The organism is Turicibacter sp. St.80E1 (assembly GCF_059728495.1).
Window position 1 is genome coordinate 1,869,450 of the sequence record NZ_AP039386.1, and the last position, 12,378, is coordinate 1,881,827.

Sequence of the window (12,378 nt, forward strand, 5' to 3'; positions counted from 1 at the left end):
CGATTATTTACACCCCCATTCGACTGTTAAAAAAACTATTACATCGATAAAAGAAGAACCCCATCATGAGGGGTTCTTCTTTTTATAATTCTAATTGATAGTAATCAGCTGATGTCACTAATGTAAATTGATGAACTTCATCATCAAAATTCTTTAAGATTTTCGTTGCTAACGGATTATCAGTTTGTTTCACGTAATCTGTTAATATGTCTTTTAAAATCTCACGATGACGGTCCTTCATCTCAAAGACTTGCACGTAAGATTGATTGAGTTTCTCGTCTAAATATTTTGCTTGGTACAAGAATAAGAGTCCACCCGTCATTCCTGCCCCCACATTTGCCTGAACAGAACCGAGTGAAACGACCACACCACCTGTCATGTATTCACACGCATGAACGCCCATTCCATGATTAAGGGCAATAGCTCCCGAATTACGAACGGCAAATCGTTCTCCTACGCGTCCTTCTAAATAACATGATCCTGAAGTTGCACCGTATAAAATTGTATTTCCTGCAATTAAATGATGATTCGTGTAGTTAGGGTCTTCAATGGATTTTTCGCGTGTCGTTTCGTCCGCTTTAATGACGATTTGACCACCACTTAATCCTTTTCCAACATAGTCATTCGCATATCCTGTGTGGATGAGTTTAACACTCTCATTCATAAATGCCCCGAAGCTTTGCCCAGCATAACCATAGGTTTGGAACGTACGAGCCGAGTCGCTCACCAATTGAACCCCCAGTGTACGAAGTTGCGTATCGATCACGTTAACCTCCGACTCATTTAAATGAACCGGTTGAAGCGCCGGATTTTCAACACGCATAGGTTGATTCACTGGCAATACTTCTAGCCAATCTAGTGTTAAATGATAAGGATTCGGCGATACTAATTCAAGTAAATCAGTACGTCCACGAAGTTCTGCTAATGAACGAACCCCTAACAAGGCCATTAATTCACGTACCTGCTGGGCCACAAATGTAAAGTAAGTTTTTAACATCGTTGGATCCTCTTTCAGACGTTGACGTAATTTTTGGTCTTGCGTCGTAATTCCCGCTGGGCATTTTCCCGTATGACACTGTTTACATCCAATGCATTCAAGCATCACCAGACACATCGTTCCAAATCCAAATTCATCTGCCCCAAGAATAGCTCCTAAAACAACATCATACCCTGATTTGATTTGTCCGTCGACCTGAATCCATGTTTCATGACGGACATCATTCTCAAGTAATGATTTATGTGTTTGGAATAGACCGTACTCCCATGGAAGTCCTGTATATTTTAACGAAGATTTAGGAGAGGCCCCTGTTCCTCCGTTAAATCCTGAAATAACAACTTTTTTCGCTCCCGCTTTGACCACGCCATTAGCGATCGTCCCCACATTCGGTAACGAAGCTAATTTAACACTAATTAGGGCACTTGGATTCGTTGTTTGTAAGTCATCAATCAATTGAGCTAAATCTTCAATCGAATAGATATCGTGATGAGGTGGCGGTGAAATTAAATCAACTCCCTGTTTCGCGTAGCGAACACGAGCAATATGTTCATCTACCTTCGATTTAGGTAAGTGTCCACCTTCTCCCGGTTTTGCCCCTTGGGCCATTTTAATTTGAATTTCTTGGGCACTTTTTAGGTAATCATAAGTCACACCAAAGCGGCCTGATGCGACTTGTTTCACTTTAGAAGCGGTTATGGTTCCAAAACGTTCAACGAGCTCTCCACCTTCTCCACTATTTGAGGCTGCCCCGAGTTCATTCATCGCGCGAGCAATCGTGCGATGAGCTTCAACCGATAATGCCCCATAAGACATGGCCGATGCTACAAAGTGCCGCACAATCTCCTCTGTCGATTGAACCTCTTCTAGTGAAAGCGGCTCTGTTGCCTTTAATGATAAACAGTCGCGTACATTGATCAAACGTCCACGCTCCGCTTCCATCACGGATTTGAAAGCCTCATAATCATTGGCCTGGATTGTTGCTTTTAGCTCTTTAATAAATGATTTGGAGTAGGCATGGTTCATGAAGACTGAGTCCATGTTTTGATATTCGTTAGCCTTGCTAATGTCCACGCCATCTTCCATCATCGCATCAAGGTCTTCGAATGTTTTACCGCCAAAAAGAGACGGTTGATTTGTAAATAAAGCAGTCACTTCTTGATCTAGACCGACCACTTCGAACACTTTCGACCCTCGATAAGAGTCCACGGTTGCAACCCCCATCTTTGCCATTAGCTTAAGAAGCGCCTGGTTACATCCTGCAATATAATTGTCATATGCTTCATCTGCAAAAAGTTTTGTTTGATGTTGGATGTATTCATAACAGAAATATGGGTAAATGACGTCCGCCCCATAAGCTAGTAACATCGCATGGTGAATAGGAAGGCGTGCATCCGCGCAACAAACGGCTAAGCGCACTTCTAATCGTTTCCCCATTTCAACTAAAACTTCGTGTGCGATGGCAGTCGCCATTAAAGAAGGAATCGTCTTTCCTTCAGCCTCCTGTTCAAGAATTAACAAACGTGAACCAGCTAACACGGCTTTTTTGACATCATGTCGCAATTGATCCACTGCCTCTTTTAACGTTGACTCGTATTCTAGGAAAATGAAACGTGGGTCGAAAGCCTCTTCCTCAGAAAGTGCCATCCACTGGTCACCGGTTAAAATTGGAGTTGAGAACTCATAAACAGGATAATCTAATCGTTCATCGTGTAAAGAAGTTACTGAGGTCACGGTCGTTGTTAATGAAAACACTGATTTTTCTCGAATTGAATCCAGTGGTGGATTCGTCACTTGGGCGAAATTTTGTTTAAAGAAATCAAAAAAGAGTTGCGGGCGCGCTTGTAACATGTTTAAGGCTGCCGTATATGGAAAAGATCCAATCGCCTCTTTTCCATTTTCAACTAATGATTTTAATTCCTGCATGTATTCCACATTTGTATAAAAATATTTCTTCGCTGTGTGTTCAAAATCTTCCGTTAAAAATTGTTCGCTATGCGTGGCAATTGGTTTAATGAGTCGTTCATTCAACCATTCACGATAAGGTTTTTGCGTGGATAATACGGCTTTAATATCTGCATCTGTCGTCACAGTTTGCTCATCTAAATCAACGCATAGAATTTCACTTGCCTGAATACGGCTAGCTACCTTAATTTCCTCAAGTGGCGTATTTAACACTCCAATTTCTGAGGCAAGAACAATTTGATTTTCTGTTTGAACATATCTAAACGGACGCAGTCCATTACGATCGAGCGTCGCAATTAATTTATGTCCATCACAAACGATAACTCCAGCTGGACCGTCCCATGCCTCTTGTTTTAACCCACAATATTCATAATAAGCCTTCAAGTCGTCACTTAGGCGCGCATCATGCTCATACGCCTTCGGTAAAAGGCGCGTCACTGCATCCTCAAGCGTAAAATTCTCATGAAGGAGCGCTTCTAACGTTCGGTCAAGATTCGCACTATCTGAATGTTTCTCGTTACAAATCGGAAAAACCTCTGGATACGCCGACAGTCCCGCTCGTGCATTCGACCAATTAATATTTCCAGAAACGGTATTAATTTCTCCATTATGCGCTAAATAACGGAAAGGTTGAGCTAAATTCCATGACGGCTTCGTATTCGTACTAAAGCGTTGATGGACAATACAGAAATTAGAAGTAAATCTTTCATCCTGCAAATCTAAATAATAGCGTGGTAATTCATCAGGACGCAATAACCCCTTGTACACAATCGTCTGTGACGAGCACGATAAAATATAGCACGTACGATCAGATAACTCTTCCTCTTTCCACTTTTGTTCAATAAAACGATGTAATTTATATAAAACTGTCTCCACTTGATTTGTCATATCAATGATAAATTGAGTGGGCACTGGCTCCGTTTGAGTCGCCGTTGGCGTCAGAAAACTCGCATCCACCGGAACGACAATTTCCTTGATAAGTTGTAGCTTTAATTCTTTAATAGTTTCATAAATATGATCTTTGGCCAATTGGCGATCATTTTCTCCTTTCGGTAAAAAGGTCATCATCACTGCAAAGTCCCCTTGAATTCCGTACCTTTTCTCATAAAACGATGTAGGAATTTGTAATAAAATTCCACATCCATCCCCTGTTCCGTCCTTTGATGTTCCACCACGATGACTAAGTGCCTTTAAGAGTGTCATCCCTTGTTCAATAATGTTGTGACTATATGTTCCGTCTAGATTGGCAATTGCTCCAATCCCACAATTCGAATGATCAAACATACACTTCCTCCTTACTCCCGTACCTGCATTTTTAGATGCTTATATTAATTATGATATGAAGTCATATTCCCGTCAACTCATGCGTCAGGTTTTCTCATACTTTTTACCTTTCTAACATAAAAATGACGCCGATTCCCGGCGTCTTTATCTTAAGTTAAATCGTAAAATGCTCATTCATCAGAGGTTCAATCTATACACAGTGATGCCTTTTGTACCTTCGCTATTGAACCTCCCTAACGATGAACCCTTTTTCATTTTAGCTCGTGCAAAGCTTTCAAGTGATACATTTAACCCCTTGATCGCCAAACAGCCCACTTAAGGGGCAACCTTATCGCGACATTCCTTTTGGTGAATTTACTTTTTTAACTTTATGTTTGAACGGCCAATGTTTTGTTAACAATAAAAGCATCTCAAACCCTAACAGAATAGTCGCCACTAAATAGAGCACCCAACAGGACTGAAACATCACTGCCGCTACTGAAACAACGTGCCCCGCTTTTGGCATGCGACTTTTTAGACAGACTTGATACGCATACGCATGTAGGCAAAAGAGGATAACATACGTCACTGTATTAAGAACAACCCCTCCCATGAATGGGGCAACAAATTCTTTCGTCATCGGTGCCAACATCAAGATGATGACGATCTGGATCAACACAAGTGCCAGTTTAAATAATCCCATTTCTCGTCTTATCACAACACCATCCCGCTTTCTAATGAATTAAGGTCTGATTGACCTTCACCTCTATTGGTAGCATATGCGAAAGCCTATGAATCGTCACTAACCGTGTCGCTTTTTATGATATAATAGGTAAAAAATTGATGTTTTTTGATGAATTGGATGTGATGCTATGAATTTAAACCATCTTGAATATTTCCGTGTACTCGCACACTTAGAGCATTATACGCAAGCAGCAAAGGAGCTGTCGATTACCCAACCTAGCTTAAGTCATGCGATTTCGATGCTCGAAAAGGAGTTAGGAACACCCCTTTTTGAAAAACAAGGGCGGAATGTTCGACTCACGCGCTATGGACGCTTTTTTCTCACTTACGTTGAACAGGCATTGGATGAAATTAAATTAGGCGAGCAAAAATTAAAAGAATTTTCCTATCAAACGGATGGCATCATCCGACTTGGCTTTGATGCCTTGCTCGAACCCACCTTCGTTCCTAAGCTCATGCAAACCTTCCTAAGCGAACAAGTCCTCACCTTCACGCTCAAACAATCCGACACACACACCTTAATAGATCATCTAAAAACAGGTGCCCATGATTTAATTATCTCTACCTCTGTTCCGCTTGATTATGAATTAGACACCACCACGCTTGCAACGTGGAAATGGCACCTTCTCATCTCTTCTACCCATCCTTTCGCTCATCGAAGTGATATTTCCTTACAAGAACTTCAGGAGCAACTGTTCATTCTTCCCCCGACTCAAACACCGGAGCACCTCGCTATCACCCAGTTATTCGTCCAGCAACACCTTCCCTTGCCTAACACCTTAGAAATTGCTCAAAAAGAGACGACTCTTGAACTGGTCGCACTCAATTATGGGGTTAGCATAGCTTTAAATCCAACGCCACTTATTCGACAAGATATCCAAGCCATTCCAATCAAAGGGACCTTACCTTTAGAAGCTTACCTCATCACATTAAAAAATCAATCCTTAACTCCCTCTGCCCGTTTATTTAAGGACTTCCTCCTTCAAACGAAAAAAAGCTGAGTTCCAACAAACTCAGCTTTTTTTATTATTTAATCTTTATTTTTTGACTCTAACTTTGCTTCGATTACATCCAATCTATGAATAATCGTATACAACTTTTGAAGTAACCCTTTCATAAATTGATAGATACCTACACAAACAAGAATTATTAGGCCATAACCCATGAGTTGACTCATGAATAATGGAAAATCCCATGCCACATAAGTTAAATACTCCATCATTCTCCTCCCCATTTTTTACTTTCTTTGATTATACATCAACTAATGAGGAGGACACCAGTCGCTTTCTGCTTTGGCATCGCTAAAAACAGTAGGTTTCGCTACTGTTTTTTTAAGTCGTTTTTCACTTTTTTTAAATATTTCGTAATTAAGTTGTAGTCATCTTCTGTAATTTCATGTTGTTCAATCATTTTTAATAACTTAACTTCAATCGATTCAACTTCGTGCTTGTTCTTCATCTTGCTTAAATCCCTCTCTCACTATGCGATATTCAATTCCTGTCACATCATGTTGATAATCATAATCATAAACCCATAAATCAATTCGGTTATCCCAGCTACAAGCCCCGCAAGCATCCAATACAATTGCTTTTTGCGTGTCTCCTGTCGGATATGTAATTTCTAGAACGGTTCCATAATAACTTGGAATTCCTCGCTCATTCAATCCAACTTCCATGACCTCATCGATATTCACTGCTACAATAGGAAGCCATTCATATTCTGAATCATAATAATGCATCACATTATCAATAACTTTTACTCCGTCGTCTTGGTAACTAAGTCCGTATCCCACACGAACCTCCCCGGCTTTCACACTATAAAATGTTTGTCGGTAATCTCTAAAGACCGGTTCTGTCTCGCTTACTCCATCCTCAGAGGCATCCGTCTGCTCTTTCGCAACGACTTGATCCTGTGTTTCATCCCCGGATTCCTCTGCTAAGGTAGCGTCTGTTGACTCTTCTACCGGCTCCTGATTTCCAACCTCATCTCCCGTATCTTGTATCTGATTTTCTTCAGTTGCTTCAGGAGGAGCGCCCTCTTCTTCATCCGAATCCATCGCAGGCTCGTCCATGTCATCATTTGTCTCATTTTCTACAGCATCAGTGGCCTCATTTTCAGGATTCACCACTGCATCTGACTGTGAGTCATTTTCTTGCCCATTTACCGTCACGACGTTCATCTCTACTTCTGAATCGGCCTCTTGTTGAACGGCCATCAAGGCCGTGCTTAATTGTTTGAGTGCCAATTCTTTTTGTTGTTGCCCCTCACTTTCAGATTCCTCGGAATTCAAGGTCGCGACCTCAGTCTTCACTTCCTGTGATTCCGATTCGGTGGGCATTTCAACTTCAGACGTTGGTTCTTTATCTAAAAGCTGTGTCCTATCTTCTTCCACCGCCGTCGTACTTTCTGGCGCTATTGGCTGTGGGAAAATAAAGCCTAGGACAACCATGAAATTTACCATTAGATTTAACATATTCCACCTCAATTTAAATGGTTTTTGCACATGTATATTATGACCAATTTTTTATTTTTTACACGTTTCTGACCTTTTTTAGTGATTGGATTCATAATTTGGATGTTAAATGCCCATACTATTGGATGGATTAGCTACAATTGACAGGGTCGATGGCTTGTCAAAGTGGTTAAAATGAAGTATAATGAGTCATGTAATCAAATTAACCTGGGGATGTTACGGATTCGACTGGGGCATTTGAGCTTAATAAGCAAGTCGTGTTAGCCCACGTTAAAAGGTCGAGGTTATAATAACCGGAAAAACAAACTTACAATTAGCTGCTTAATATAACGTAGCTGCCTACCATTCAATCGCCCATGTTGAATGACTAGGCTCACTGAAGTGGGATACGCTAGTCTGTGCCGTTTGAATAGCCTAGAAGAGATGATCAAACTCGCGGTCTGACAGGTGTGTCGCCTGACCAGTCACCCGTTAAATTTAATAGGAGACTAAACTTGTAGAAAGTTAAGTGGTCGGTGTTTTAGGACGGGGGTTCGACTCCCCCCATCTCCACCAAAAAATACACGTCCGAAATATTTATGAAGAAAAAAGAATTATCTGAGTTCAGTTAAAACTGAGTTGAGATAATTCCTTTTTTATACTCTTATACTACTTTTTGATGATTCATACCGTCCTCGATTTCTAATCGTTGATAACGAACTGAGTAAATGAGGAGGACCTGTTTGAAGTCATGAAAAAAGCCACTGAGGTTATAATGGACCTCGATGGCTTCGTTATGAATAAGGACAAATCGACCTTTTCTTACCCTATTAAATATAAATAAGTACCAAAACTTCTATCTACTGCTTGTGCAATAAATTCAACAAAATCATCCGTATTACCAGTCGTACTCGCTTTTTCTAATGCACTCATATAATCTACACGGTCAGTATTTCTAATAACAGTTAGTGGATATCCATTTCTTAGTAGAATTAAATTCATTAATAATCTCGCTGATCTGCCGTTTCCATCTATAAAAGGATGGATATAAACATATTTAAAATGGAATAATGCTGCTAATTTTACGGGATGCATTGTTTCTTTATTTTCATCATACCAATCTAATAGCTCTCTCATTTTATCTTCTACAAGAAAATATTCTGGTGGTCGATGCATACTACCACTGATTAATACATTTGCTTTTCGATAAACACCAGCATTTGAATTATCAATGCTCTTTAAAATAATATGATGAAGATCTCGAATGACTCTTTCTGATAAATCAAACTCTTTACTAACGACATCTTGTATATAATCAATAGCTTCTTTATGGTTTAAAACTTCGAGATGTTCTCTTAAACTTTTGCCTCCACCTATTGTTAGACCATCTTCTAAGATTACTTTTGTTTCAGTAATCGTTAATGTATTTCCTTCAATGGCATTTGAATTATAGGTAAATTCAACATCAAAATATTTCTTTAAATTCGTTAGAACCTCTCTACTTAAAGGACGCTTATTATCTAACAATTGTTTCTTTTCATCTAATAACGTAAACATAAAAACTCTCCTCTCTTTATAAATTCATTTATTCTATTATGGACTGTTAAAGTCATTTATTCCAATAATCTAATATCCCTGTCTAACATTAATTACTTTAAATAGCAATACTAAGACTATTATATCATAAATGTGACTATCTACTTATCATATAAAAGACTATTTACTATCCTATTCGATAGATATCTGGACGTGGATACTAACCGGAACGCCCCATCTCCACCAAAAAATACACAACGTAAACAAAAACCATTATCTGAGTTCAGAATAAATCTGAGTTGAGATAATGGTTTTTTATATTATCTATCCTTCAAGAACTTTAAAAACTTTCTTATACTTTTTAATTCCTGTTTATCGTAATCTAATAACCATCCCTCATGCAACTTCCTTTTTCCATCATTAACTTGACAGCGAAGATCCACTAGTTTATGCCAAATAATATTGGCCTCATTTCGTAATTCGGGTGAAAGATTATAGCCAAATTTTATAATCATTAACGTTTGTTGATACGCGATCCATGGGATATGATTCACATCATCGACCCCAAGCCAATCAATTATAAACATTTTTAATTCCTCATTGACCTTATCCCAAAAGGGATTAATATGTATTTTCCTAAATTCTCTTCCAATTTCTCCCCGAGGTGCGACCAAACCTTTTTTATAATCCTTTACGCTGTCATTTTCATAGACTATTTTTAATAACTCATTTATCTCTTTCTCTGTTAAAAATCTTACAAAAAATCCTTTAAATTCGTTCATTAAAATATTGGTGAATTTTTTCAGTCCACGCATAGAGAGTATAAAAGTATATTTAAGCTCATTATCAGAAAAATTATCGACTATACATTGTCCGTCTAAATCCATTTCAGAAATTGCTGATTGGCTACAATAACTAAATTCAAAATTAGAAATATTCTTTTTAAGGATACGAATAATTTCCGACTGGTTCAACGAGAAGAGTTCAGATAATAATTCTAAAGTAAATCTATTATTGCATTCACCAAATAAACTCTCCATACCACATGCCCCCCAATTTTAAGAATTTTATAATCTAATCATGTGAAATTAAACACAGTTTTTTGCAACGTTATATATTATAATTTATGATCCGACAAAGCCTAATATGAAACCTATTTGAATTTCATTACCACTCACATAATATTTCTAACTAATTATCATTTCACATCATCTAGACACATTCTCAATAACCTTTTGGGCGCTTAATCCCGTTGCTTAACGTAATATCCATAAGAGATTCCACCTAAAGCCATTTTCCGTTCAACGCTTTCATTCTACACACACCTTTCTACTTAAACATAAGCAGACAATTATCCTACATATCGCTTCACTGCCCGTAAAAAGCAAGCTAAATCTTTTTTATCTGTAATCCTTATATAGCTTATTAACGAGTCAACTCAACCTCTATTTCTAACCGTTGATTTCGAACCAGTTAAATAGAGCTGATTCAATTAAATTCATAAAAAAACACTAGTTAAACTAGTGTTTTCAACTGCGGCCAAAAGTCTCTATTACCGTTCAGGATCCAAAGGTCCTTTAAAAGGGGTCGGCAACATCTCCACTCGCATGGAAATATAATCAGGAAATGCATTCCCCTCTGTTATTTCTCCCCTCCTTCGCGTCATTCCTTTAATATTTTTCTAATACCTCGTTAAAGGCTTTACGGAAACACCCGTATAACGGAAGATGTTCATTTATAAAAAAAGTCACCGAGGCTACAATAGACCTCGATGACTTCGTTATCCATAATAATTAGAGGAATGAAACGTGGAAAGATAGATCTAAATTATATATCCTTTCCGGATAATAAATATGACCCAGTTTATTCAATTCTATCTTTAATTGAGTTTCCTTTAGTCTACTCCGTCGCTGATTAATCTAATCAGATTTAGAGAATTAAGGTAAATTTGTTTTTTTTTAACCTTACTAAAAGTCCCATCTCTTATAGACTATACCTCGTTTTTAATATCCTGTCTAATTTAACTAAAATTTATAATTCTCTACGTAACTCTCTTTCTTTTAAGTCCTTAATAATTTGAGGATACTCTTTATCAAGTTTCTATGGAATCATTAATAAAAGTTGAATTAAGGCAACGGCAATTGGTAGGATTAAATATAAAACTTTAATTGCCATAAGCGCTGTATCCGGTTGGACACTTAATGCTCCATCATACGCACCCATTGCTAAAACACCACCTACTAAGGCACTTCCTAATCCCGCTCCAAATTTTCCTCCTAAGCTTTGAGCGCTAAAAATTAACCCCTCTGTACGTACGTTTGACTTCCATTGTCCATACTCTACCGTATCTGCAATAAACGCAAATTGTACCCCCATTACACAGGCAAATCCTGCTCCGCGCAACAATGATGTCCCAATAACTAACATCGTATTAGACGGATTGATTAATAAAACTAAATAACTAATTAAAATTACTATCCATCCTAGAACATTTGTATACCTCTTTCCAATCCTTTTAACAAGTGGTACAATGCATAATAATGTTATCACCATTGGAACCATGTATGCTGAATTCAAAATAGAAGCAATATTTACATCATTTAAAATATACTCACTATAGTATGTATTAACACTTATCATTAAGACATTAAAAATGCTAGTAAATGCTCCTAATACTGTAACAATAATCCAGTATTTATTAGTAATCAACGCCTTTAAACCAACCTTAACTGGAACATCCTCACGTTTTGATGCATCTTCCCCAACAACTTCTTTCGTTCCAATAAAATTAATCACAAATAATCCAACTGCAACAGCTGTAAAAATTGCATACGCTAGTGACCAAGAATATCTTGTCCCACCCAGAGCCTGAATTAATGGCATTGTCATCGAAGCTACAATAAAATTAGCAATTTGTGCAAATACAATACGATAAATATTTAAAAGAGAGCGTTCATATTGGTCCTGTGTCATTAATGAACTTAAAGCTCCATAAGGTACATTAATTCCAGTATAAAAGGTATTGACCAAATTATAGGTTACAAAAATATAAATTAACTTTATTGTGTTATCCGATTCAGGAACTGAGAACATGGCTACCGTAGCAATAGCAAACGGAATAGCCATACGCAATAGCCATGGTCGCGCCTTCCCATGTTTCGATTTTGTCTTATCAACAATAATTCCCATAATAATATCAGTAAATCCATCAATAATACGAGAGAGCAACATAATAGTCCCTATCGATAATGCGCTTACATGAGCGACATTTGTATAATAATACATTAGCCACGCACTCATTGCCCCCCAAACTACATTACAAGCTGCGTCCCCACAACCATAAGCTACCTTAGAACTCAAGCTTAATCCGTTTGTTACTGCTTTACAATTTTTCATTTTTAAAGCTATACTCATTGAAAATCCC

At 38.0% G+C, this 12,378-nt stretch carries 9 protein-coding genes and 1 other RNA gene; 2 read left to right on the forward strand and 8 right to left on the reverse strand.

The genetic code is table 11. From position 1 onward, the window contains the following. Window positions 1-82: 82 nt before the first annotated feature. Both gltB and AC6I0I_RS09010 read right to left on the reverse strand, forming a co-directional pair. Entirely contained in the window at window positions 83-4,243 is a 4,161-nt protein-coding gene (gene gltB, locus AC6I0I_RS09005) for a glutamate synthase large subunit (protein ID WP_262953661.1), read from the reverse strand. A gap of 328 nt (window positions 4,244-4,571) precedes the next feature. Further along, window positions 4,572-4,940 (reverse strand): hypothetical protein, encoded by a 369-nt coding sequence (locus AC6I0I_RS09010; protein ID WP_262950352.1) that lies wholly within the window; start codon window positions 4,938-4,940, stop codon window positions 4,572-4,574. Between the two features lie 154 nt (window positions 4,941-5,094). Here AC6I0I_RS09010 and AC6I0I_RS09015 point away from each other — a divergent pair, with 154 nt between their 5' ends. Then, a complete protein-coding gene (locus tag AC6I0I_RS09015) occupies window positions 5,095-5,967 on the forward strand; it encodes a LysR family transcriptional regulator (RefSeq protein ID WP_262950353.1) in 873 nt (290 codons plus the stop codon). A 29-nt stretch (window positions 5,968-5,996) separates the two neighbouring features. Here AC6I0I_RS09015 and AC6I0I_RS09020 read toward each other — a convergent pair whose 3' ends face one another. The 3 genes from AC6I0I_RS09020 to AC6I0I_RS09030 all read right to left on the reverse strand — a co-directional run bounded on the left by AC6I0I_RS09020 (window position 5,997) and on the right by AC6I0I_RS09030 (window position 7,439). Then, window positions 5,997-6,185 carry a hypothetical protein gene (locus AC6I0I_RS09020; protein ID WP_262950355.1) on the reverse strand — a complete coding sequence of 63 codons (189 nt, stop codon included), beginning with the start codon at window positions 6,183-6,185 and terminating at the stop codon, window positions 5,997-5,999. Between the two features lie 101 nt (window positions 6,186-6,286). After that, window positions 6,287-6,424 (reverse strand): hypothetical protein, encoded by a 138-nt coding sequence (locus AC6I0I_RS09025; RefSeq protein WP_161830936.1) that lies wholly within the window; start codon window positions 6,422-6,424, stop codon window positions 6,287-6,289. Then, window positions 6,402-7,439, reverse strand: coding sequence for an RlpA-like double-psi beta-barrel domain-containing protein (locus AC6I0I_RS09030; protein ID WP_262950356.1), 1,038 nt, complete (start codon window positions 7,437-7,439; stop codon window positions 6,402-6,404). Before AC6I0I_RS09030 ends, AC6I0I_RS09025 begins: the two co-directional genes overlap by 23 nt. A gap of 209 nt (window positions 7,440-7,648) precedes the next feature. On the opposite strand from AC6I0I_RS09030, the gene ssrA reads away from it, so the two are divergent. Further along, window positions 7,649-7,994: a transfer-messenger RNA gene (gene ssrA, locus AC6I0I_RS09035) on the forward strand. 246 nt (window positions 7,995-8,240) lie between these two features. On the opposite strand, the gene AC6I0I_RS09040 is transcribed toward ssrA, so the two are convergent. The 3 genes from AC6I0I_RS09040 to AC6I0I_RS09050 form a co-directional block, all read right to left on the reverse strand. Next, window positions 8,241-8,975, reverse strand: a complete 735-nt coding sequence (locus tag AC6I0I_RS09040) for a Fic family protein (RefSeq protein WP_262950358.1) — start codon at window positions 8,973-8,975, stop codon at window positions 8,241-8,243. A gap of 299 nt (window positions 8,976-9,274) precedes the next feature. Next, window positions 9,275-9,994, reverse strand: a complete 720-nt coding sequence (locus AC6I0I_RS09045) for a hypothetical protein (RefSeq protein WP_262950360.1) — start codon at window positions 9,992-9,994, stop codon at window positions 9,275-9,277. Window positions 9,995-11,054: 1,060 nt separating this feature from the next. Then, complete coding sequence (locus tag AC6I0I_RS09050; protein ID WP_262953662.1) at window positions 11,055-12,368, reverse strand: MFS transporter; 1,314 nt, start codon at window positions 12,366-12,368, stop codon at window positions 11,055-11,057. Window positions 12,369-12,378: the final 10 nt, after the last annotated feature.

What these genes read in the sequence shown, in the direction of transcription:
- gltB (WP_262953661.1), bottom strand. Translation starts at nt 4,243, where the DNA reads ATGTTTGATCATTCGAATTGTGGGATTGGAGCAATTGCCAATCTAGAC.
- AC6I0I_RS09015 (WP_262950353.1), top strand. Translation starts at nt 5,095, where the DNA reads ATGAATTTAAACCATCTTGAATATTTCCGTGTACTCGCACACTTAGAG.
- AC6I0I_RS09020 (WP_262950355.1), bottom strand. Translation starts at nt 6,185, where the DNA reads ATGGAGTATTTAACTTATGTGGCATGGGATTTTCCATTATTCATGAGT.
- AC6I0I_RS09025 (WP_161830936.1), bottom strand. Translation starts at nt 6,424, where the DNA reads ATGAAGAACAAGCACGAAGTTGAATCGATTGAAGTTAAGTTATTAAAA.
- AC6I0I_RS09030 (WP_262950356.1), bottom strand. Translation starts at nt 7,439, where the DNA reads ATGTTAAATCTAATGGTAAATTTCATGGTTGTCCTAGGCTTTATTTTC.
- AC6I0I_RS09040 (WP_262950358.1), bottom strand. Translation starts at nt 8,975, where the DNA reads ATGTTTACGTTATTAGATGAAAAGAAACAATTGTTAGATAATAAGCGT.
- AC6I0I_RS09045 (WP_262950360.1), bottom strand. Translation starts at nt 9,994, where the DNA reads ATGGAGAGTTTATTTGGTGAATGCAATAATAGATTTACTTTAGAATTA.
- AC6I0I_RS09050 (WP_262953662.1), bottom strand. Translation starts at nt 12,368, where the DNA reads ATGAGTATAGCTTTAAAAATGAAAAATTGTAAAGCAGTAACAAACGGA.